This is a genomic window from Nostoc sp. DSM 114159 (genome assembly GCF_053470285.1).
Genome location: NZ_JBPFEH010000001.1, coordinates 2841668 through 2867720 on the forward strand (window position 1 = coordinate 2841668; position 26053 = coordinate 2867720).

Sequence of the window (26053 nt, forward strand, 5' to 3'; positions counted from 1 at the left end):
TAAAGATTTAGCAGTATGGTTAGCACTCTTGTCAATATTCCTGGATACAAGGTTAGCGAAGAACTCTACAATGGTTCTAGAACCATTGTTTATCGAGGGTATCGAGAGACTGACTCATTACCTATAGTTATTAAACTCCTGAAAAATCCTCATCCGAGTTTTGGCGAACTCTTGTCGTTTCGGAATCAGTACACCATAGCTAAAAATCTCAACTCACCGCTAATAGTCCAAACTTATAGCCTAGAACCCTATCAAAATGGCTATGCGCTAGTGATGGAAGACTTTGGCGGGATTTCTCTCAAGGAATGGGGAATCAAGGGAAGGCGACAATCTCTACAAGAGTTTTTAGAAATTGCGATCGCACTATGCAATACCTTAGATATACTCTACCACGAGCGGATTATTCATAAAGACATAAAACCTAGCAATATTCTCATTAATCCCGAAACCAAACAAGTTAAATTAATCGATTTTAGTATTGCATCTTTACTACCACGAGAAACCCAAACGCTAGTCAATCCCAATATCTTAGAAGGAACACTCGCTTATATTTCCCCAGAACAAACAGGCAGAATGAATCGGGGGATTGATTACCGAACTGATTTTTATTCTTTGGGTGTGACATTTTACGAGTTACTTACAGGAAATTTACCTTTTACATCAAACGAGCCAATGGAATTGGTGCATTGTCATATTGCTAAACTTCCACAAATTTTAAAAAATAGAGAAGATATTCCCCAAGTTATTTGCGATATTGTGATGAAATTGATGGCAAAAAATGCCGAAGATCGATATCAAAGTGCCTTGGGACTGAAGTTTGATTTAGAAAAATGTTTGTCTCATCTACAAGTTTATGGTAAGATTGAAGGCTTTGAAATTGGGCAACGGGATGTGTGCGATCGCTTCATCATTCCTGATAAACTTTATGGACGAGAAACCGAAATATTAACTTTACTTCAAGCCTTTGAGAGAGTCAGCCTTGGTGCAACAGAAATGATGCTGGTTGCAGGTTTTTCGGGAATTGGCAAAACCGCAGTTGTTAACGAAGTTCATAAACCGATTGTTCGCCAACGCGGTTATTTTATCAAAGGCAAATACGACCAATTTCAACGGAATATTCCCTTCAGTGCATTTGTACAAGCATTCCGAGATTTAATGAGGCAATTATTAACCGAAAGTGATGCACAAATTCAGGAATGGAAAAACAAAATATTAGATGCTGTTGGGGAAAATGGACAGGTAATTATTGAAGTCATCCCCGAATTATCAAAAATTATTGGCGAACAACCACCCGCCATAGAATTATCAGGAACGGCGGCGCAAAACAGATTTAATTTATTATTTCAACAATTTACCCAAGTTTTTACTAGTGTTGAACATCCATTAGTGATGTTTTTAGATGACTTGCAATGGGCAGATTCGGCATCATTGAAGTTAATGCAGCTATTAATGGCTGATACAGGTCATCTTTTGTTAATTGGTGCTTACCGCGATAATGAAGTAAATCCAGCACATTCATTAATGTTGGCTTTGAGTGAAATCAAAAAAAACAAAGCGACGATTAATACAATTACGTTAGCACCACTGAGTCAACTAAAAGTGAATCAGTTAGTTGGTGACACACTTAAATGTACAGAAACTTCGGCATGGACTCTTTCTCAATTAATTTATCAGAAAACTCAAGGAAATCCGTTTTTTGCAATCCAGTTTCTCAAAGCATTGCATCAAGAAAATCTTATTCAATTTGATATTGAGTTAGGCTGTTGGCAATGTGACATTACCCAAGTGATGACTCAAGCCGTTACAGATGATGTTGTTGCCTTTATGGGTTTTCAATTGCGAAAACTGCCGTTATCAACTCAACAGGTGTTACAGCTAGCTGCTTGTATTGGGAATCAGTTTGATTTAGCAAGTTTGGCAATTGTTTCTAAACAATCTCAAATCGAAACGGCTGCAACTTTGTGGAAAGGATTACAAGAAGGGTTGATTTTACCGAACGGTGATGTTTATAAATTTTATATTGGGCAAGAAAGTCTTGTACGTACACCGGAAAATATTCAGACTGTTACATATAAATTTTTACACGATCGCGTCCAACAAGCCGCTTATTCTCTGATTCCCGATGACCAAAAACAATTGACGCACTTAAAAATTGGGCAATTGCTTTTAAGTGTAATGAGCGAGACGGAAAAAGAGGAAAAAATCTTTGAGATTGTCAATCAATTAAATAAAGGAGCCGATTTAATTGTTGCAGAAATTGAACGTGAGGAATTAGCAAAGCTAAATCTAGTTGCTGCCCAAAGAGCTAAATCTGCAACCGCTTACGTCGCAGCAATTGAATACGCCACTAAAGGAATACAACTTCTCACAACAAATTGTTGGCAGCAATGCTATGAACTAACGTTAGCTCTGCATGATTTAGCCGCAGAAGTAGCCTGTCTGAGCGGTGATTTTAGGCAAATGGAGCAGATAGTTGACGAAGTAGTGCAAAATGCTCGTCAATTACTAGACAAAGTGAAGGTCTATGAAGTAAGAATTTTGGCTGAGGTGGCCCAGAGTCAACAGCCCAAAGCTATTAAAACCGCTCTTTCGACTTTGGAATTATTTGGACTATTGTTTCCAGAACAACCGACTGACGCAGATATTACTGAAAGTTTGCAGCAGACTCAAGATGTCTTAAAAGGAAAACATTTAGAAGATTTCTTGGAACTGCCGGAAATGACAGACTTCCAAGCCCTGGCAACAATCCGAATTTTAGCGGCAGTGACAGCAGCAGTTTATCAAGCGGTTCCAGAATTACTGCCATTAATCGTGTGTAAGCAGATTAGGTTATCAGTAGAATACGGTAATGCTGCGGTATCAGCACAGGCTTATGCTTGGTATGGAGTCATTTTGTGTGGTATTGGAGAAATAGATTTAGGCGATCGCATTGGCGAACTGGCAATGGGACTACTATCACGCTTCCAAAGCAAAGAATTTAAAGCCAGCACGATTAACATGGTTTATCCCTTCGTGAAGCCTTGGAAACATCATATTCAAAATTCACTTGCTCCTTTACTCGACGGATACCACAGCGGTCTGGAAATGGGTACTTTAGAATATGCTGCCTACTGTGCCTACAATTACTGTTCGCTTTCCTATTTTCTCGGAAAAGATTTGTCAATCTTAGAACCAGAGATGAAGGTTTACAATCAGGCATTGGCTCAACTCAAACAGGAAGTTGCTCATAATTATTTGAGAGTCTTTTACCAATCCGTTTTAAATTTACTCGCTCAAAGCAAGTGCCCTTGGGAAATTCAAGGTGTAATCTATGACGAACAAATCATGTTGCCCTTGCATCAAAAGGCAAACGATCTTTACGCAATGGGAACACTGTATATCAATAAATTAATTCTTTGTTACTTGTTTAATGAGTGGGAACAAGCTATCAAAGTGGCGGCTGATGCCAAACAATATTTAAGTGGAGTATCCGGCTGTTTTATGGTGCCGGTGTTTCACTTTTACGATTCATTGACTCATCTAGCGATGTTACCCAACGCTCAAGGTAAAGAATGCCTCCCCCAGCAAGTTGTTGACAACCAGAAAAAGCTCGAACAATGGGCAAACCATGTACCCAAAAACCATTTACACAAATTTTATTTGGTTGAAGCAGAGCAGTATCGGGTATTGGGGCGGATGTATGAAGCAATGGATTACTACGATCGCGCGATCGCTTCTGCCAAAGAAAACGCATATATCCAAGAAGAAGCACTAGCGAATGAACTTGCTGGCAAATTTTACCTCAACTGGGGGAAAGAAAAACTCGCCCAAGCATATATGCAACAAGCATATTACTGTTACGCACGTTGGGGGGCAAAAGCCAAAATTGCCGATCTGGAAAGACGCTATCCGCAACTGCTAGCCCCTATCCTCCAGCAAACCCATTCTCCTTTCTCCACTAACGAAACAATCTTCTCGTTAGCAAATGTTACACCCACGAATTCCGGCACTTCCCACAGTAGTAGTGTTTCTGTTGCTTTAGATTTAGCTGCTATTCTCAAAGCCTCTCACACTCTTTCCGGCGAAATTGAATTTGAAAAACTGCTTTCATCGTTGCTTGAAATCGTCATTGAAAATGCTGGGGCTGATAAATGCGTGTTTATGCTGTTACGAAACAATTCGCTAGGCGATACCAAAGGCGAACGTCTGCTAATTAAAGGGTCAATTACCGTGGGGATGCAGCCAGTAGTGTTGCAGCGCCTTCTGGTTGAGGACAGTCAAGACATTCCCCACAAGCTGATTTATAAAGTGAAGCACGATAGACAAACTGCTGTGATACTTGATGCGAGTGCCGATCCAACCTTAGCCAACGACCCCTATATCATGCGTCAGCAGCCGAAAAGTATCTTGTGTAGCCCGATTTTGCATCAAGGTAAATTGATGGGCATTTTATATCTAGAAAATAATTTAGCAACGGGGGCGTTTACTAGCGATCGCATTGAACTGCTGAATTTACTCTGCGCCCAAGCGGCAATTTCTTTAGAAAATGCCCGACTTTATGAGCGATCGCAGCAATATGCCCAACAGCTAGAGCGATCGCTTGATAAGTTGAGCGCCGCCCAGTCTGGCTTGCAAGCATCCCAGCAACGACTCCAGCTATTGGTTCAGCAAACTCCATTGGCAGTTATCGAGTGGGATACCAATTTTCACGTTACTGACTGGAACCCAGCCGCAGAAAGAATCTTTGGCTACAGCAAACAAGAGGCTTTGGGTCGTGACTTCAAATTCATCATTCCTGAAATAATTCAAGCAGAAATGGAGCGAGTCAGCGTCGAAATTATATCCCAGCAGGGCGGCAATTACAGTATCAATGAAAATGTAACAAAAGATGGTAAAATTATCATTTGTACTTGGTATAACAATCCGCTTGTAAATGCAGATAACGAGTCAATCGGAGTTGCTTCCCTAGTAGATGATATTACAGAACAGCAAACTGCGCTACGCGAACGCAAAGTTGCCGAAGCCCAACTTCAACAAAAAGCACAAGAGCTAGAAACTGCTTTACAAAACCTGCAACAAGCACAATTACAAATGGTGCAAACTGAGAAAATGTCTGCACTAGGCAACTTAGTTGCTGGTGTAGCTCACGAAATGAATAATCCCCTTGGTTTTATTGCTGCTAGTCTTCAACAAGCTAAACCTACTATCGCTGATATTGTTGAACATCTCAGACTATATCAAGAAAGTTTACCCAACAAAAGCGATGAAATCGAAGACCACGCCGAAGAAATCGACTTGGATTATAGCTTAGAAGACTTGCCCAAGATGATTGATTCTATGTCTATGGCGTGTGACAGGCTAAAGAACATCAGCACCAGTTTGAGAACTTTCTCTCGTGCCGATCAAGACTACAAAGTACCTTTTAATATCCACGAAGGCATTGATAGCACTATTCTCATTCTCAAACATCGTCTCAAGGCCAATGAACAACGTCCGGCGATTCAAGTTGTTGTAAACTACGGTAATTTACCTCAAGTAGAATGTTTTCCCGGTCAATTAAATCAGGTATTTATGAATATTTTTGCTAATGCTATTGATGCATTAGATGAATCTAATCATGGACTCAGCTTTGAAGAAATTAAAGCCAATCCTAACTGCATTACAATTACAACCTCAGTCGAAAACAATCTAATTAAAGTTTCCATTACTGATAATGGCAAGGGGATAGGCGAATCAGTTAAACAAAAAATATTTGACCATTTATTTACGACAAAAGCGGTTGGTAAAGGGACGGGTTTAGGGTTGGCGATCGCTCGTCAAATCGTTGAAGAAACCCACGGTGGAAAATTAAGTTTTAACTCGATTCTGGGTCAGGGTACAGAATTTATGATTGAAATTCCGGTATGAATTTCGGACACTTTTTGTTTGCGCCGCTAAATCTTTAAAATTTCAAGTCGTGAAGCGACGGGTTCGCTTGCTATCTGGGAACACTATATCTGGAGTCTTAAAGATTTAGCAGTATGGTTAGTACGAGAGTCAATATTCCCGGATATCAGGTTAGCGAAGAACTCTACAATGGTTCTAGAACCATCGTTTATCGAGGATATAGAGAGACTGACTCATTACCTGTAGCGATCAAACTGCTGAAAAATCCTTATCCGAGTTTTGGCGAACTCTTGTCGTTTCGTAATCAGTACACCATAGCGAAAAATCTCAACTCACCGCTAATAGTCCAAACCTATAGCCTAGAACCCTATCAAAATGGTTATGCGTTGGTAATGGAAGACTTTGGGGGGATTTCTCTCAAGGATTGGGGACTTGTACTGAGCGTTCGCGTAGCGTCTCGAAGAGAAGCCGAAGTAGTGGGGAAAAGCTTAGAATCTTTAATGGAGTTTTTAGAAATAGCGATCGCCCTGTGCAACATCTTAGATATATTGTATCGCGACCGGATTATTCATAAAGATATCAAACCCGCCAATGTTTTAATTAATCCAGAAACCAAACAAGTTAAATTAATTGACTTTAGTATTGCATCGCTATTACCACGGGAAACTCAAACACTGATGAATCCCAATGTCTTGGAAGGGACACTTGGTTATATTTCTCCCGAACAAACAGGAAGAATGAATCGGGGGATTGACTACCGGACTGATTTCTATTCTTTAGGTGTCACTTTTTATGAACTACTGACGGGTGAGTTACCGTTCCATTCAAACGATCCGATGGAGTTGGTACATTGTCATCTAGCAAAACTTCCACCACTTTTAGGGGATAGGGAACAGGGGACAGGGAATAGAGAAGAGATTCCCCAAGTTCTCTGTGATATTGTCATGAAATTGATGGCAAAAAATGCTGAAGACCGCTATCAGAGTGCATTAGGACTGAAATTTGATTTAGAAACTTGTTTATCTCAACTCCAAGAAACTGGTGAAATTAAGCATTTCCCAATTGCTCAACGAGATGTGTGCGATCGCTTTATTATCCCTGATAAACTGTATGGACGAGAAACAGAAGTAGAAACTCTCCTGCAAGCATTTGAGCGCGTTAGTACAGGTGCGACAGAAATGATGCTGGTGGCTGGTTTTTCGGGTATTGGGAAAACCGTTGTAGTTAACGAAGTCCATAAACCAATCGTCAAAAAACGCGGTTATTTTATCAAAGGGAAATATGACCAATTTCAACGAAATATTCCCTTTAGTGCTTTTGTGCAAGCCTTCCGCGATTTAATGGGGCAATTATTAACCGAAAGCGATGCTCAAATCCAGCAATTTAAAACCAATATCTTAGCGGCTGTAGGTGATAACGGACAGGTGATTATTGAAGTCATCCCCGAATTAGAAAGTATTATTGGTCAGCAACCACCTGTTACAGAATTATCCGGAACTGCTGCTCAAAATCGGTTTAATTTATTATTTCAGAAATTTACCCAAGTTTTTACTAGTGTTGAACATCCATTAGTGATGTTTTTAGATGATTTACAATGGGCAGATTCAGCATCATTGATGTTAATACAGTTATTAATGGCTGATACCAAACATCTTTTTTTAATTGGTGCTTATCGTGATAATGAAGTGAACCCAGCACATCCATTAATGTTGACTTTGAATGATATCCAAAAAACAGCAGCCACAATTAATACAATTACTTTAGCGCCTCTGAGTCAATTGCAAGTGAATCAATTAGTTGCTGATACACTTAAATGTACAAAAGATTTGGCATTACCTGTTTCTCAATTAGTATTTCAGAAAACTCAAGGTAATCCGTTTTTTACCATACAGTTTCTCAAGGCATTACACCAAGATGGATTAATTAAATTTAACTTTGAATCAGGATATTGGCAATGTGATATCACCCAAATAAATCAGCAAGCAGTTACAGATGATGTTGTTAATTTCATGATATGTCAATTACAAAAACTGCCTGATTCAACTCAAAAGGTGTTGCAGTTAGCTGCTTGTATTGGCAATCAATTTGATTTAGAAAATTTGGCAATTGTTTCGCAAGAATCAGAGATTGAAACGGCTGCAAGTTTATGGAAAGCTTTACAAGAAGGGTTGATTTTACCGATTAGTGATGTTTATAAGTTTTATCATGATTCGTCATTGGTCATCCCTTCTCTGCGAGACGCTACGCGTAGCTTGCTTCCACGAAGTGGTACGGCTCCGCTCAGGGCGAGTGGTCAGTGGTCATTAGAAAAGAGCGAACGAATCACAAAGGACATAGGACAAAAGACAGCTTATTATAGATTTTTACATGACAGAGTACAACAAGCTGCCTATTCTCTAATTCCTGATAACCAAAAACAAGCAACTCACCTCAAAATTGGTCAATTACTTATACAAAATTCTTCTCAAATAGAACAAGAAGAAAAACTGTTTGATATTGTCGGGCATTTGAATTTAGGGCAAGAGTTGATTGTCCAATCAAACGAACGAGAAGCCTTGGCTCGGCTTAACTTAGCAGCAGGAGATAAAGCGAAAAATTCCACCGCTTATGCTGCTGCTAGAGTCTATTTACAAACTGGAATTGAGCTACTTACAGCGAATAGCTGGCAAGATCGATATGAATTGACCCTGAGTCTCTATGTTGCCGCCACCGAAGCCGCCTACTTGAATGCTGACTTTGATGGTATGGAACAGATCGCAGTACAGGTGTTGAAATCAGCCCAGACGATTTTAGACAAAGTTAAAATTTACGAAATTCAAATTGCTGCCCAGACAGCCCAGACCAGAATATTAGAAGCGATCGCAGTTGGCAGAGATGCACTCTTTCAATTGGGGGTTGAACTCCCCACTGCACCTGACGAAGCCAAAATTGGCAAGGTACTACAGACTGTAGCCAGCCTTCAAAGCGGCAGAGGGATTGAAGAATTAGTCGATCTACCTATTATGAGCAATCGCCAAACTCAGGCAGCTATGCAACTCTTAGGAATATTATTTTCACCGATTCTACAGGCAATGCCTGGATTACTGCCCATACTGAGCGCAACGATGGTGAGTTTATCACTCCAGTTTGGCAATGCACCTGCATCAACGGTGGGGTATATGATTCACGGTATGGTGTTGTGTGCCTTTTTGTCAGAAGTGAAAACAGGCTATAGCTTTGGGCGATTAGCAATGAATTTGCTTGACCGATTTAATGTCGGGGAATTCAAGTGTAAGATTCTACTTCTGTTTGCGGCCTGGATTCAACATCATCAGGAATCTCTCAGGGCAACGATGCTGACGATGAAAGATGGCTATGCAACTGGTATGGAAACTGGTGATTTTCTCAACGCTGGCTACAACTCGCTCAATTACTTCATTGCCAAACTTTTTGCTGGGGTAGAACTGGACATTTGGGAACCCGAAATAGCAGGTTACAGGGCTGTCTTAGTGCAGGTAAAACAACATTCTGCCCTGATTTATTTGGATATGGTGCAGCAGACTGTGGAGAACTTGAGGGAAGCCCGTATTCTGTCGGATTGCTTAATTGGCACTGCCTACAATGAAACAGCAATGCTTCCTAAGCACCATCAAGACAAGGATCTCTCGGCGATCGCTATTGCTTATACTTACAAACTGATACTTGCCTACTTTTTTGGTAACTACAGGGTTGCCCTAGACCATAACGCCCAAGCCAAACAGTATTTGATGGCAGTATCAGGCATGATTTTTATTCCCATTTTTCATTTCTATGCAGCCCTGACGCATTTAGCGCTTTTGCTGGCACAGCCAGAGCCAAAGCAAGCCGAATTTCTCGCTTTGGTAGAAACCCATCAAACCACTTTGCACCAATGGGCGCAAAATGCTCCCATGAATCATCTACATAAATGGCATTTAGTTGAGGCTGAAAAACAACGAGTGTTGGGCAATAAAGCAGAAGCACTTGAACATTACGATCGCGCCATCTCCCTCGCCAAAGAAAACGAATACGTTAACGAAGAAGCACTTAGCAATGAACTAGTAGCCAAATTTTATCTCGACTGGGGTAAAGAAAGAGTTGCCCAAGCATATATGCAAGAAGCATACTACTGCTACGCTCGTTGGGGTGCAAAAGCCAAAATAGAAGACTTAGAAAAACGCTATCCCCAACTACTCCAATCGATTCTGCAACAGCAACGAATCAACTTCAATACCTTAGAAACTATTAGCTTTCGTGGCACTTCCTCATCTACTCGCACTTCTACCACTGGCAGTACTGGTATTTCCCAGACATTTGATTTTACCTCTGTCCTCAAAGCAGCTATTGCTATCTCTGGTTCTCTGGAATTAGATCGACTCATTGCCAGCTTGACCCAAATTATCCTAGAAAACTCTGGCGCCAAGAAAGTTGTACTAATTCTTCCCCAAGATGAGGACACTGCCGTGCGGGGGGAACCCTTATTGAAGAAAGTGTCTGGCGATAATTGGCAAGTTAGGGCAATTACCTTTATCAATCATGACCAAATACAAACCATTCTGGAACCACAATTACTCGCTAATTGTCAAGATATTCCCGCAAAAATTATCAATTACGTCAAAAATACTCAACAAACAGTTGTTATAGACAATTGCAAAACAGATACCATTGGGTTGATTGGGGAATATATGCAGCGAACACAACCCCAGAGTGTATTGTGTACCCCGATTATTAATCAAGGGCGTTTAGTAGGGATTCTTTACTTAGAAAATCAACTGACGCAAGGGGTATTTACTAGCGATCGCCTTTCTATTGTAAATTTCCTCTGCACTCAAGCTGCAATTTCTTTGGAAAATGCCCAGTTATATAATCATCTCCAGGAACGAGAAAAGTTCCTCAATAGTATTTACGAAGGTGTTGGCTGTCTTATTTTTGTGACTGAGATCCGGGATGATGGCAGGTATGAGTACACAGGATGGAGTAAATCTTGCGAATTAGCGGTTGGTATACCTGCTTCTCAAGTGCTAGGTAAAACTCCGCAAGAAATAATGGTTCCTGACGAAGGTGTAGCAGTCGAGCAAAAATATTTGCATTGTTTTCAAACCGGAAAACGCATCACCTATGAAGAATGTTTAACATTTAATGACCAGAAAATTTGGTGGTTAACCACACTCAGCCCTTTAAAAGATGAGACGGGCAAAGTTTATCGTATAGTTGGGACAACGATTAATATTAGCGATCGCAAACAAGCTGAATCAGCAGTTACAGAAAAATCTCAAGCACTCGGAACAGCTTTAGAAGATTTACAACAAGCGCAATTACAAATTATTCAAAGTGAGAAAATGTCTGCATTGGGTAATTTAGTTGCTGGTGTAGCCCATGAAATGAATAATCCTTTGGGCTTTATTGCTGCAAGTCTCAAACAAACTAAACCCACTATTGCCGATGTTGTGCAACACTTGAAACTTTATCAAGAAAGTTTACCTAATCCAAGTGCTGAAATTATCGACCATGCAGAAGAAATTGACTTAGATTATAGTTTAGAAGATTTACCCAAGGTAATAGATTCAATGGTGATGGCGTGCGATCGCCTGAAAAATATCAGCACTAGTTTAAGAACTTTCTCCCGTACCGATCGAGATTACAAAGTGCCATTTAAAATTCATGAAGGAATTGAAAGTACAATTTTAATTCTCAAACATCGCCTCAAAGCCAATGAACAACGTCCAGCAATTGAAGTAATAACCGATTATGGCACTTTGCCTGAAGTTGAATGTTTTCCTGGACAATTAAATCAGGTGTTTATGAATATCCTAGCTAATGCAATTGATGCCTTAGATGAGTCGAATACTGGGCGGAATTTTGCAGAAATCCAAAAAAATCCTAACAAGATTACAATTAAAACCTCATTGCAAGACGATCGGATTACAATAACGATTGCTGATAATGCTAATGGCATGAATGAAGCAGTAAAGCAAAAGATATTTGACCATTTGTTTACAACAAAATCTGTGGGAAAAGGAACGGGTTTAGGATTAGCGATCGCTCGTCAAATTGTTGAAGAAACCCACGGTGGAAAATTAAGTTTTAACTCGGTTCTGGGTCAAGGTACAGAATTTATGATTGAAATTCCGGTATGAATCTCGGACACTTTCTGTTCGCGCCGCGTCTCGTAGAGAAGGGATGGGATTAGCGCCGATTTTCTTTGACTCTAAATCTTGAAAATTTCAAGTTGTGGAGCGACGGGTTCGCTTTATATCTGGGAACACTATATCTGGAGTCTTAAAGATTTAGCAGTATGGTTAACACGAGAGTCAATATTCCCGGATATCAGGTTAGCGAAGAACTCTACAATGGTTCGAGAACCATAGTTTATCGAGGGTATAAAAAGACTGACTCATTACCTGTAGTCATCAAATTATTGAAAAATCCTTATCCGAGTTCCAGCGAACTCTTGTCGTTTCGCAATCAATACACCATAGCCAAAAATCTTAACTCACCTCTGATTATCCAAACATATAGCCTGGAACCCTATCAAAATGGCTATGCGCTGGTGATGGAAGACTTTGGGGGGATTTCTTTAAAAGATTATTTCACCTCTGTAGAGACGCGATATATCGCATTTTTGGAGGAATTTTTGCAGATTGCGATCGCACTGTGCAACACCTTAGATATACTCTATCGCGATCGCATTATCCATAAAGATATCAAACCCGCCAATATTCTAATTAACCCCGAAACCAAACAAGTCAAATTAATTGATTTTAGTATTGCCTCTCTGCTACCAAGAGAAACTCAAACCCTCCTCAATCCAAATGTGCTAGAAGGAACGCTGGCTTATATTTCACCAGAACAAACTGGACGGATGAATCGCCAGATTGACTACCGCACTGATTTTTATTCAGTCGGTGTGACTTTTTACCAATTACTCACTGGAAAATTACCATTTCAGTCAGAAGATGCGATGGAGTTGGTACATTGTCATCTTGCGAAAACAGCAACCTTAGTACATAAAATTAATTCAGCAATTCCATCTGTGCTCTCTGCAATTGTCAGTAAGTTGATGGCAAAAAATTCTGAAGACCGCTATCAGAGTGCATTAGGGCTAAAATATGACTTAGAAAACTGCTTGATTCAATTGAAGGAAACGGGCACAATAGAAAACTTCCCAATTGCCCAACGGGATGTGTGCGATCGCTTCATCATTCCTGATAAAATTTATGGACGAGAAGCCGAAGTATCAACCCTACTTCAATCATTTGAAAGAGTCAGCCTTGGTGCAACAGAAATGATATTGGTAGCAGGTTTTTCCGGCATTGGTAAAACAGCAGTGGTCAACGAAGTTCATAAACCCATTGTGCGGCAACGCGGTTATTTTATCAAAGGGAAATATGACCAATTTCAAAGGAATATTCCCTTTAGTGCATTTGTCCAAGCCTTCCAAGATTTAATGGGGCAATTATTAACCGAAAGTGAGGCACAAATCCAGCAACGGAAAAACAAAATATTAGATGCTGTTGGAGAAAATGGTCAGGTAATTATTGAAGTCATACCCGAATTATCAAGAATTATTGGCGAACAACCACCAGCTATAGAATTATCAGGAACGGCGGCAGAAAATAGATTTAATTTATTATTTCAAAAATTTACTCAAGTCTTTACCAGTGCTGAACAGCCCTTAGTGATGTTCTTAGATGATTTGCAATGGGCAGATTTGGCATCGCTGAAGTTAATGGAGCTTTTAATGGCTGATACAAGTTATCTTTTGTTAATTGGTGCGTACCGCGATAACGAAGTTACTCCAGCACATCCATTAATCTTGACCTTGAGTGAGATTCAAAAAAACCAAGCAACGATTAATACGATTACTTTAGCGCCATTGAGTCAAGTCAAAGTAAATCAATTAGTTGCTGACACGCTGAAATGTCCAGAAACTTTGGCATTACCTCTTTCTCAATTAATCTCTCAAAAAACTCAAGGAAATCCGTTTTTCGCTACCCAGTTTCTCAAAGCATTACATCAAGAGCGACTGATTCAATTCACTCCCCCAACTCCCCCCGATCGAGCCGGGGGATGGCAATGTGACATTGCACAAGTGAACCAGCAAGCAGTTACAGATGATGTTGTAGTCTTTATGAGTTTTCAATTGCGAAAACTACCGCCATCAACTCAACAGATATTGCAGTTAGCAGCTTGTATTGGCAATCAGTTTGATTTAGCAACTTTGGCAATTGTTTCAGAAAAATCAGAAATTGAAACGTCGGCGGATTTATGGAAAGCATTACAATCAGGCTTGATTTTGCCGATTGGCGATGTTTATAAGTTTTATCAGGGAGAAGAAAATGAAAGATTGGTAGTGTCAAATGAAAATACTACTAAACAAATAGCCAAGTATAGATTTTTACATGACCGAGTACAACAAGCTGCTTATTCCCTGATTCCCGACGAACAGAAAACGGCAATTCATCTAAAAATTGGACAATTACTTCAACAAAATTTCTCCGAGTTAGAGCAAGAGGAAAAACTGTTCGATCTGGTCGGGCATTTGAATTTAGGAAGTGAGTTAATTACTCAACCGCAAGAACGAGAAGCCTTAGCTCAACTTAACTTAAAAGCGGGACAGAAAGCCAGAAATTCTACAGCATACACTGCAGCAAGAGTCTATCTGCAAAAAGGGATTGAGTTACTGACAGCTAACTGCTGGCAAAGTCAGTATCAATTGGCTCTGAATCTCCATGTTGCTGCTACGGAAGCCGCTTATTTGAATGCCGATCTTGACAGTATGGAACAGATGGCTGCACTGGTGTTAGAAGAAGCTCAAACAATTTTAGACAAAGTTAAAATTTACGAAATTCAAATAATGGCACTGGCAGCCCAGAGCCAGATGTTAAAAGCTATTGTAGTAGGTAGAGATGCCTTGGGGCAATTGGGGGTAGAACTCCCGACTGCACCTGACGAAGCCAAAATTAGCCAAGTGCTACAGACTCTTGCGGCTCAACTAAGCAGTAGCAGGATTGAGGAATTAGTCGATCTCCCGATAATGAGCGATCCTCAGACTCAGGCAGCCATGCAAATGTTAGGAATGTTATTTGCACCCATTATCCAGGGAATGCCAGAATTAGTGCCCATACTGAGCGCGACGATGGTGAGTTTATCGCTCTCCTTTGGGAATTCGCCTGCATCAACAGTGGGGTATGTGATTCATGGTCTGGTACTGTGTGGTTTTTTGGGAGAAGTGGAAACAGGCTATAGCTTTGGGCGATTGGCACTGAATTTGATTGACCGATTTAATGTGCGGGAATTCAAGAGCAAGGTTCTACTTCTATTTGGATCTTTTATCCAACATCGTCAGGAAGCTCTGAGGGCAACGATGCTGACGGGTAAAGATGGCTATGCGACTGGTATAGAAACTGGCGATTTTTTCAACGCTGGCTATAACATCGGCATTTACTTTAATGCCAACCTTTTTGGTGGGGTAGAACTAGACACTTGGGAACCTGAGATTGCAGCTTACAGCGGCGTTATGGCAGATGTGAAGCAATATTCTGCCAAGACTTATTTGGATATGAAACAGCAGGCGATACAAAACTTGAGGGAAACTCGTATTCTGTCGGATTGCTTAATTGGTGATGCCTACGATGAAAGGGTGATGATTCCTAAGCACCATCAGGACAACGATCTTTGTGCGATCGCTCTTGCTTACTTCTACAAACTTCTCCTTGCCTACTGTTTTGGTAATTACACGGCTGCCCTAGAACATAGCGCTCAAGTCAAACAGCATTTAATGGCAATATCAGGCTTGATGCTGATTCCCATTTTCCATTTCTATACAGCTCTGACGCATTTGGCACTCTTCACCACACAGCCAGAGCAGGAGCAAGCAAAACTTCTCGCTTTGGCAAAAACCCATCAAACTATTTTGCAACAGTGGGCGCAGAATGCTCCCATGAATCATCAGCATAAATGGTATTTAGTTGAAGCCGAAAAGTATCGGGTTTTCGGCAATAAAGCCGAAGCAATTGAACATTACGATCGCGCGATCGCAGGTGCAAAAGAAAATCACTATATCCAAGAAGAAGCCCTCGCTAACGAATTAGCCGCCAAATTTTACCTTGGTTGGGGGAAAGAGAAAATCGCCGCAGGTTATATGCAACAAGCATATTATTGTTATGCCCGTTGGGGAGCAAAAGCCAAAGTCGCCGCCTTAGAAAAATGCTATCCCTTATTACTTGCGCCAATATTAAAGCAAAGCCGTTCGGTTCTTTCTACTAACGAAACTATCTTCACTTTGGGAACTGTGACATCTACCAGTTCTTCCAGTTCTAGCAGCAGTGTCTCAGATACTCTAGATTTAAAAGCAATTCTCAAAGCCTCTCAGACTATCTCTGGTGAAATCGAACTCGAAAAACTACTTTCATCGTTACTTTCTATCATCATCGAAAATGCTGGGGCTGATAAATGTGTGTTAATGCTGCTGCGAGACAATCACCTGCTAATTCAAGGCTCAATTATTCAGGGAACAAACCCAGTGGTATTGCAGAACCTTCGGGTTGAAGAAAGTCAAGACATTCCCCACAAGCTCATTTACAAAGTCAAGCACAGTCAACAGACTGTTGTCTTATTGGATGCAACCGCAGATACCACCTTAGCCAATGACCCCTATATTATCCGTCAGCAGCCGAAAAGTATCTTGTGCAACCTAATTTTGCATCAAGGCAAGTTGATGGGCATTTTATATCTAGAAAATAATTTAGCAACGGGGGCGTTCACGAGCGATCGCGTCGAACTGCTCAATTTAATTTGCGCTCAAGCCGCAATTTCTTTGGAAAATGCCCAACTTTATGAGCGATCGCAGCAATATGCTCAACAACTAGAGGAATCACTGAACTCATTGAGTGCGAGTAACTCTCGTTTCCATAACTTGGTAAACAATGTGCCTGGGGTAGTTTTTCAATATACCATGAGTGCCGATGGGGTTATATCGTTGAGCTACATTAGTGCAAATTGTTACAGCTTGCTGGAAATTACCCCAGAGCAAGCTATGTCCAATTGGCAGTTTTTAAACAATATGGTGCATCCAGATGACATCGCAAGTTTTCTACAGTCCCAAACTGAGGCCATTCAAAGCGAATCTTCCTGGCACTGGTTAGGGCGAATCATCACCCCATCAGGAATTATCAAGTGGATTCATGGGGAATCTCAAATCCAAAGATTTGCCGATGGGTCTATGGTTTGGGATGGATTGTTTTTGGATATTAGCGAACAGCAAGCTGCACTTTGCGAACGCAAACTAGCAGAACTTGCCTTACAGCAGAGATCCCTTGCATTAGAAAATGCCTTGAACGATTTGCAGCACGCCCAACTGCAAATTGTCCAAAGTGAAAAAATGTCGGCGCTGGGTAACTTAGTTGCCGGAGTTGCCCACGAAATCAACAATCCTGTCGGCTGCATTATTGGCAACGTTGATGCTGTCCAAGATTCCATCAATGACCTATTTGGGTTGATTGACCTCTACAACGATAAATTCCCCCAACCTGGAACTGAAATTGAAGAAGAATTAGAGACAATTGATCTGGAATATTTACGGAACGATTTACCCAAGTTAATCAGAGCGATGAAAGATGGTGGCGATCGCATCAAATCCATCAGTCATAGTCTTCGTACCTTTTCCCGCGCAGATAAAGATTACAAAGTGCCATTTAACATCCACGAAGGTATTGACAGTACGATTTTGATTCTCAAACATCGCCTCAAAGCTAACGAACAACGCCCAGCAATTCAAGTAATAACTGAATACGGTAATTTCCCTCAGTTTGAATGTTTTCCCGGACAATTAAACCAGGTATTTATGAATATCCTCGCTAATGCCATTGATGCCTTAGATGAGTCAAATGTTGGGCGAAATTTTGCAGAAATTCAAGAAAATCCTCACAAGATTATCATTAAAACTTCATTGAAATCTCATCAGGTAGAAATAACTATTGCTGATAATGCTAAAGGGATGAATGAAGAAGTCAAACAAAAAATATTTGAACATTTATTTACGACGAAATCTGTTGACAAAGGTACGGGTTTGGGGTTGGCGATCGCCCGTCAAATTGTTGTGGAAAAACACGGGGGTTCGATACACTGCAACTCCTCCCCAGGAAAAGGTACAGAGTTTGTAATTGCAATTCCAGTGCGGTACTAAATAGTGCTGAGTAGACCAACTTTAGCTAAGAGCAATTCTTTCTGAAGCTGCATAGAATTCGATCCCCCCTAGTAGTCTGCCAAGCTAAGTTTGATGGGTGAATAAGTTTGTAGTTAGGACTTTAGTCCTTAATTTGAGCGCTAAAGCGCTCACTACAAACCAAGCATTGTTGGGTTGGCAGACTACTAGCTATCTGTTAACAGCACTAAGTAAAGTAAATTGGAGTTGAATATGTGTACTAACGAAATCAATGAAGAGATATTGCTTTTACGTCAGCAAAATGCCCAATTGCTGCAACAGCTAGAAGCATTGCAAGACCTTTATTCAACTACACTGTTAGCCGAACAACATCAAATTTGGGAATTAGTTACTGATGAAGTCCCACAAGATTTACAACTGATAGAATTACAGTCGAAATTGGCAGATAATTCTGCCTTTGTGGAATCAGCAAATAAAATTCGCGGACGGCATCATCAAACGGCGGCAACTGCTCTGGCTGAGAGTGAGGCTAAGTATCGCCAACTCGTGGAAAATATCAGCGACCTGATTTTTTCTATGTCAGTGGAAGGTCTTTTTACTTATGTCTCACCACAATATAAAAATGTTTTAGGATGGGAACCTTCAGACCTACTTGGTCAACCCTTTGCCCCCCTGCTTCATCCTGATGATTTCCCCCTAGCCCAGAGAAAAATTCAAGAAATGGTGGAAACCAAGGGGCAGCGAATCGCAATAGAATTTCGCCACCAAAAAAAGGATGGAAATTGGTGCTGGATGAGGTCAGTGGCTTCGCCAATTTTCGATTCAGATGGTGAAATTATTGGTCTTCATGGCGCTATTAGCGATATCAGCAGTCGCAAACAAGCTGAAGAATTAATCAAAGCCTCGCAAGCAGAATTACTTGCGTTGTTCAACGCTATGCAGGATGTGATTCTTGTCTTGGATGCTGAAGGAAGATACTTAAAAATCGCTCCTAGTGGTGCGCCCTTACTCTATCAACCTCCTGCGGAACTGCTGGGCAGAAAAATATATGAGGTTTTACCCTCTGCTTGTGCCAACTATTTTCTCAACTCTATTCAACAAGCACTCTTAACTAAAAAAACTGTGAAGGTAGAATATAGCTTGCCTATAGGCGAGCAAGAGGTTTGGTTTGAGGCGAATATTGCCAGCATGACCGAAAACACCGTTGTTTGTGTCGCCAGGGATATCAGTGAGCGCAAACAGATGGAAGACCAATTGCGACAACAAACAGAAAATTTAGCCCAAACTCTTCAAGAACTCAGACAAACTCAAGCACAAATGATTCAAGCAGAAAAAATGTCTAGTCTGGGTCAACTTGTGGCTGGAGTTGCTCACGAAATCAACAACCCCGTTAATTTTATTCACGGTAATCTCACTTATATTGAAGAATATACTCAAGACCTGTTGCGAATAATTCACCATCAGCAGCAATCTGGTAATAAGTTGGAATTTCAGGCTTTGTGTGAGGAAATTGACCTAGAGTACATCCAAAAAGATGTACCAAGAATATTGAGTTCGATGAAAGTTGGCACTCAGCGCATCCGTCAGATTGTGCTGTCGTTACGAACCTTCTCACGCATAGATGAAGCCGAGTTTAAAGCAGTAGACATTCACGAAAGCATTGACAGTACTCTAATGGTATTGCAACATCGCTTCCAAGAAACAACAAAGCTTCCAGCCATTCAAGTCATCAAAGACTACGGCACATTACCTTTAGTGGAATGCTATGGCCGACAACTCAATCAGGTGTTTATGAATATATTGGCGAATGCCATTGATGCTTTAGAAGAATGGACAATTGAGAATGCACAATTAAGAATAGACAATTTCACATCTGGGTTGTTAACTCCCACGATTGCCATTCGTACATCAGTGATAGATTCCAGTTGGGTAAAAATTGCGATCGCTGATAATGGAATAGGTATGTCAGAACAGATTCAACAACAAGTTTTTAATCCGTTTTTCACCAACAAGCCTGTAGGTAAGGGAACAGGTATGGGAATGTTTATCAGTTATCAAATCATTACAGAAACACATGGTGGCAAACTGGAATGTCATTCATCACCAGCAGCAGGAACAGAGTTTGTAATTACAATTCCAATTCAGCATTAAAGTTTTTTTGTAATTGTAAGGTTATATTCCTTATGGGGCGGTTGTCCTCCTCACCGAATTTTAGATTTTAAATTTTGGATTTTTGATTAAAGATTTAAAATTCAAAAAGGTCTGAACGCGATAGTATGTCAAAGAGTTGCCCCCGAATTTATACTCGCCCACCTAGTAGCAATCTACATAGAATAAATCTAAAATCCTTCGACTGAGCGCTCACAACTAAGTCTCAAACTAATTGACAAGCCTTTGATTTGATTGCTGGGGTCAATCTAAAATCTAAAATCTAAAATCCAAAATTGTTTGACTATTGACTAATAGCTAAACAATCAGTTTCTGCCCACCAAGCATAAATAAGTGTGTCGCGGTCTGGTAAAGTGCCCAAAGTATTAGGTTGCAACACATTAATGCTAATGCCATTTGTTAATTCCATAACATAATTAACGTGTGTGCCCAAATACATAACGTTAACCAGCCGTCCTTCAAAGCAGTTAACTGGCAAATTAGGTGGATAAAGCGAAAGCTGTATTTTTTCTGGACGCACACTCACTACTACAGCTTGTGATAATTCAGTTGGTGTATCCTCAGCGCGGCTAATAACAATTGAGAGTCCCATTTTTGTGGAAATTTTAATACTAGAGGAGTCTACCGCGACAATTTCACCACTGAATAAATTAGTATCACCAATAAAATCAGCAACAAAGGATGTACAAGGACGTTCGTAAATTTGGCTAGGAGTGCCAACTTGTTCAATTTTGCCTTGATTCATTACGGCAATGCGATCGCTCAAAGACAATGCTTCTTCTTGGTCATGTGTCACCATCACAAAGGTTAACCCCAAGTCTTTGTGTAAATTTGATAACTCAACCTGCATTTCTTTACGTAGTTTGAAATCTAACGCCCCTAAAGGTTCATCTAGTAGTACCACGGTGGGACGGTTGACTAGGGCCCTTGCTAAAGCTACTCGCTGCTGTTGACCACCAGAAAGTTGATTGGGAAAGCGCGATCGCAAACTTTCCATTTTCACCAGTTTTAAAGCTTCTTGGACTCTAGCTTCAATTTTCGATTTGGGTATTTTTTTTAGCCGCAGTCCAAAGGCGATGTTATTCCAGACATTCAGGTGGTTAAATAAAGCGTAACTTTGAAATACAGTATTGACGGGTCGGCGGTAAGGGGGCACATTAGTCATGGACTGACCCTGAATAAACACCTTACCAGCGTCAGCAATTTCAAACCCAGCAATTAAGCGCAGTGTTGTTGTTTTACCACAACCGGAGGGGCCTAAAATACTAAAAAATTCTCCTTGTCTAACATCCAAGTCAATCCCATTTACTGCTGGTTCTTGGTTAAAAAACTTGAAGACGTTACGCAGTTCAACATCAAGTGGCTGAAAACTTGTTATCCCCCTCTGATTTTGCATGACGATTTGAGCCATAATCCTCAGTAGAATGCCGCGATCTTAAGTGATTTTGTCAATTGCTCTAGTCTTTTGGGCAGACTATATTTGACACTTTGGTTTATTGTATCCGCCAAAAACAATTGTTCAAGAATATACTCGTCCGATTATTTCATACTCAGTAATAAAAACAAAAATATGGTAATTTTATATACAAAACTCATTATTTAGATAATCTGTAATTAAGTTAACAAGTCTTAAAATTGCATCTTAGCAATTGCTAAAAGGCTGGCTGGAATTGCATTTATTCATTTTGAATTTTGAATACTTCGGCTCCCTTCTCTACGAGAGGCTGTGCCAACGACTTCGCTCAGGGCAAGACGCTCAGTACAAGTTTTGAATTTTGAATTAATACTTATGTCTTCATTCCCATCACTTGGTAGCAAAAAAGATACACGTACAGTTGGACGTGGTGTCCAATCAATATTTTTAATCGTATTTACCCTATTAATGACCAGTGGAATTGAGGCTCGTTTGGCTTACTTGCAAATAGTTGATGGGCCAAAACTCCGGGAACGAGCTGAAGCAAACCGAATTCGGATGATTCCCAAGCAACCAGAACGGGGCAATATTTTTGACCGGAATGGCAAACTTTTAGCTAGCACTCGCTATCCTAGCTCTGTATATTTGTGGCCGATGGCACATACTAAGCCTTCCTGGTCTGTAGTCGGCCCGCGTCTAGCGCAAATTCTTAACATTCCCCAAGAAGAGATGGAAAAGAAATTAGAACAAGCTGGTGCTAATTCTTCTTCACTCATCCGGGTTGCTCGCGATTTAAATGAAGCAGAAATTACGGCATTAAAGGAGTATAAAAATGAACTCCCAGAAGTGGAAATTAATACAGATTCTGTACGTTATTATCCCCACGGCAAAGAATTAGCGCACGTACTAGGTTATACACGGGAGTTGACCGCCGAGCAGTTAAAAGGCAAGAAGGAGTTAGGCTATCGACTGGGAGATGTCATCGGTCAGATGGGTGTGGAAAAGGCTTATGAGAAAGCTCTACGGGGCGAATGGGGCGGTCAGCAGGTAGAAGTGGATGGTGCGGGTAGACCAATCCGAGTTATCGGAGAGAAACAGGCAAAAGCTGGTAATGATTTGCACCTGACCATAGATTTGGATGTGCAAAAGGCAGCCGAAAAAGCTTTGGGAAATCACCGAGGTGCGATCGCAGCACTCGATCCGAATACTGGTGCTGTTTTCGCGCTGGTATCTTATCCCACCTTTGACCCGAATATCTTTTCCAAACAAAAACTTTCTCAAAAAGATTGGGAAAGCTTGCAAGGTAAGGATCATCCTTTGGTTAATCGTGCCCTGAGTGCCTTTCCACCCGCCAGTACTTTCAAAATTGTTACTACAACAGCTGGACTCGAATCAGGTGAATTTTCTCCTGATACAATACTACAAACCTTTGGTTCTCTTACCGTGGGTGGGGTGACATTTGGTGAGTGGAATCACGCCGGATTTGGGCCATTGGGATTTCCCAGAGCGATCGCTATGAGTAGTGATACTTTCTTCTATCAAGTTGGCAGAAAAGTTGGCGGCCCAACTTTAATCAAATGGAGTCGCAAATACGGGTTTGGTCAAAGAACTGGTATTGAATTTCGTGATGAAGAATCAGTAGGCTTGGTTCCAGATGAAATATGGAAGCAAAAAGTTTTGAAAACGCCTTGGACTGTTGGCGATACCATTAATATGTCAATTGGTCAAGGTGCTTTGCAAGTGACACCACTGCAATCGGCGATTATGTTTTCTGTCCCTGCTAACGGTGGATATCGAGTTCAACCGCATTTGCTTAAAGATAACGAAGAAGCAAAAAGTTGGCGAGAATCCTTAAATATGAAGCCAACAACTATCAAAGTTCTCCGCGATGGACTGCGAAGGGTAGTGAGTGAAGGCACTGGTAAGCGCTTAGACGTGCCGACAATTGCCCCAGCATCCGGGAAGAGTGGCACAGCTGAAGCTGGTGTTGGTCGCCCAAATCATACATGGTTTGGTGCTTATGCGCCTAGTAATAAGCCAGAAATTGTGGTTGTGGCCTTTGGGGAAAATACTGGCGAACATGGCGGTACTATTTGCGGGCCGATGGTTTTACAAGTACTAGAAGCTTATTTTCAGCACAAATATCCAGGTAAGTATCAAAAACCTCAGCCTGACCCATCAGAAGCTAAAACTCAAAGTTCAGGACATAGCACTGGAGATTAGTACCGCAAGGCAAAAGTCAAAAGTGACGAATTCAAAAGTCAAACAGGTATACAGCGTCAGATTTTCTAGTCTATCCCATTAGTTTTGAAAGTAAAGACTTTAATCCTAGATTTTTAAGCACGCTTTGTGCTTACTACAAACTCATCAAAATTAATGGGACAGACCAGTAGTGTGCAAAGTTTAAAATTCAAAAAGCCTTTAGGCAAGGCAATAGAAGAGATGAGCTTATGGTATCAATTGGAAACAATTAATTACTGCCAATTAGTTTGCCCTTAAATACCTGTTAAAAATTTAGCAGAGTTATTTACAGATAATCTTAATTTTACAATTCTCTTTTCCTTATGACTTACCTTAAACCATCTCCACTTGGCGGACAAAAAAATACACGTACTGTTGGCCAAAGTTTCCAGCCGATATTTTTAATTATATTTACTCTATTGATGCTGACAGGAATCAGCATTCGCTTGGCATATTTGCAAATTACTGAAGGAGCAAGCCACCGAAAACGAGCCGAGTCAAATCGAATTCGGATGATCCCCAAACAACCAGAACGAGGCAATATCTTTGACCGCAACGGCAAACTTTTAGCCAGTACTCGCTATCCTCGCTCTGTATATTTGTGGCCGATGGCACATACCAAACCAGCATGGTCATTAGTGGGAGCGCGTCTATCTCAAATTCTCGACGTTCCCCAAGAGGAGATGGAAAAGAAACTAGAAGAGGCAGGTGCTAACTCTTCTTCACTGATCCGAATTGCTCGTGACTTGAATGAAGCGCAAATCACAGCATTGAAAGAGTATCAAACTGAACTTAAAGACGTAGAAATTCATACAGAAGCCGTTCGTTACTACCCCCACGCCAAGGAATTAGCCCATGTATTAGGTTATACGCGAGAACTGACCGGCGATCAGTTAAAAGAAAAGAAGCAAGAAGGCTACAGATTAGGTGATGTAATTGGTCAAATGGGAGTTGAAAAAGCTTATGAGAAAACTCTGCGGGGCGAATGGGGCGGTCAGCAGGTAGAAGTGGATGGTGCAGGTCGCCCGCTTCGGGTTTTGGGAGAGAAACAGGCGAAAGCTGGTAACGATTTGCACTTGACCATAGATTTAAATATGCAAAAGACAGCAGAAAAAGCTCTAGGCGATCGCGACGGTGCGATCGTGGCTCTCGATCCAAAGAACGGTGCTGTTTTAGCAATGGTATCTCATCCCACCTTTGACCCAAATATTTTCTCGAAGCAGAAACTCACCCAAAAAGATTGGGAATTTGTCCAAGGTGCCGATCATCCCTTGGTGAATCGCGCCCTCAGCGCCTTTCCACCCGCTAGCACCTTCAAAATTGTTACCACCACAGCCGGTCTAGAATCAGGTAAATTTTCTCCTAGCACAGTCCTGCAAACTTACGGTTCTTTGAGTTTTGGCGGCACCCGATTTGGCGAATGGAATCACGCCGGGTTCGGGCCATTGGGTTTTGTCGGAGCATTACAGTGGAGTAGTGATACCTTCTTCTATCAAATTGGTCGCGGAGTCGGCGGCCCAACTTTAATTGAGTGGACTCGCAAGTATGGATTTGGTAAAAAAACTGGTTTTGAGTTTGCCAACGAAGAAGCAAAGGGTTTAGTGCCAGATGAGGCATGGAAGCAGAAAACTTGGAAGATACCTTGGACTGTCGGAGATAGCATTAATATGTCAATTGGTCAAGGAGCTTTACAAACGACACCTTTACAAGTCGCCATCATGTTTGCCGTGCCCGCTAATGGTGGCTATCGAGTCCAGCCACATTTGCTTAAAGACAATGAAGAAGCAAAAAGCTGGCGAGCATCTTTAAATATGAAGCCGACAACTATAAGTGTTCTCCGTCAGGGACTACGGAAAGTAGTAGCTGAAGGTACGGGTAAAGCTTTGAAGCAGCCAACAGTTCCCGCAGTGGCTGGTAAGAGTGGCACTGCTGAAGCGTGGAAAGGCCGTGTTAAGCAAAATCACGCTTGGTTTGGAGCGTATGCACCTGCTGAACAGCCAGAAGTTGCGATTGTAGCATTTGCCGAACATTCCGGTGGTGGTGGTGGTAGCATTGCTGCGCCCATGATTTTACAAATTATGGAGGAATACTTTCAGCGCAAGTATCCAGGTAAGTATCAGAAACCTCAGCCTGAAAATCCAGGAAATAGCAGACGAAATTAAACGTAGGGCATGGGGCATTGGGCATGGGGTATGGGGAAA

Annotated in this window: 7 protein-coding genes; 6 read left to right on the forward strand and 1 reads right to left on the reverse strand. The window is 41.2% G+C overall.

All coding sequences use genetic code 11. The features are described 5' to 3' along the window. Positions 1-15: 15 nt before the first annotated feature. The 4 genes from ACR5KR_RS11645 (at position 16) to ACR5KR_RS11660 (ending at position 20179) form a co-directional block, all read left to right on the forward strand. Positions 16-5886, forward strand: a complete 5871-nt coding sequence (locus ACR5KR_RS11645) for a trifunctional serine/threonine-protein kinase/ATP-binding protein/sensor histidine kinase (protein WP_448266633.1) — start codon at positions 16-18, stop codon at positions 5884-5886. 113 nt (positions 5887-5999) lie between these two features. Then, on the forward strand, positions 6000-11999 hold the full coding sequence (locus tag ACR5KR_RS11650; protein ID WP_448266634.1) for an AAA family ATPase: 6000 nt from the start codon (positions 6000-6002) through the stop codon (positions 11997-11999). 158 nt (positions 12000-12157) lie between these two features. Then, the gene (locus ACR5KR_RS11655) at positions 12158-18049 is read left to right on the forward strand and encodes an AAA family ATPase (RefSeq protein WP_448266636.1); all 5892 of its coding nucleotides are present in this window, start codon (positions 12158-12160) and stop codon (positions 18047-18049) included. A gap of 231 nt (positions 18050-18280) precedes the next feature. Next, positions 18281-20179 (forward strand): PAS domain-containing sensor histidine kinase, encoded by a 1899-nt coding sequence (locus ACR5KR_RS11660; RefSeq protein ID WP_448266637.1) that lies wholly within the window; start codon positions 18281-18283, stop codon positions 20177-20179. Between the two features lie 301 nt (positions 20180-20480). Here ACR5KR_RS11660 and ACR5KR_RS11665 read toward each other — a convergent pair whose 3' ends face one another. Next, positions 20481-21608 carry an ABC transporter ATP-binding protein gene (locus ACR5KR_RS11665; protein WP_448266638.1) on the reverse strand — a complete coding sequence of 376 codons (1128 nt, stop codon included), beginning with the start codon at positions 21606-21608 and terminating at the stop codon, positions 20481-20483. 378 nt (positions 21609-21986) lie between these two features. Here ACR5KR_RS11665 and mrdA (ACR5KR_RS11670) point away from each other — a divergent pair, with 378 nt between their 5' ends. Beyond that, complete coding sequence (gene mrdA, locus ACR5KR_RS11670) at positions 21987-23834, forward strand: penicillin-binding protein 2 (RefSeq protein WP_445626387.1); 1848 nt, start codon at positions 21987-21989, stop codon at positions 23832-23834. 341 nt (positions 23835-24175) lie between these two features. Beyond that, positions 24176-26014 (forward strand): penicillin-binding protein 2, encoded by a 1839-nt coding sequence (gene mrdA / locus ACR5KR_RS11675; RefSeq protein WP_445626386.1) that lies wholly within the window; start codon positions 24176-24178, stop codon positions 26012-26014. Positions 26015-26053: the final 39 nt, after the last annotated feature.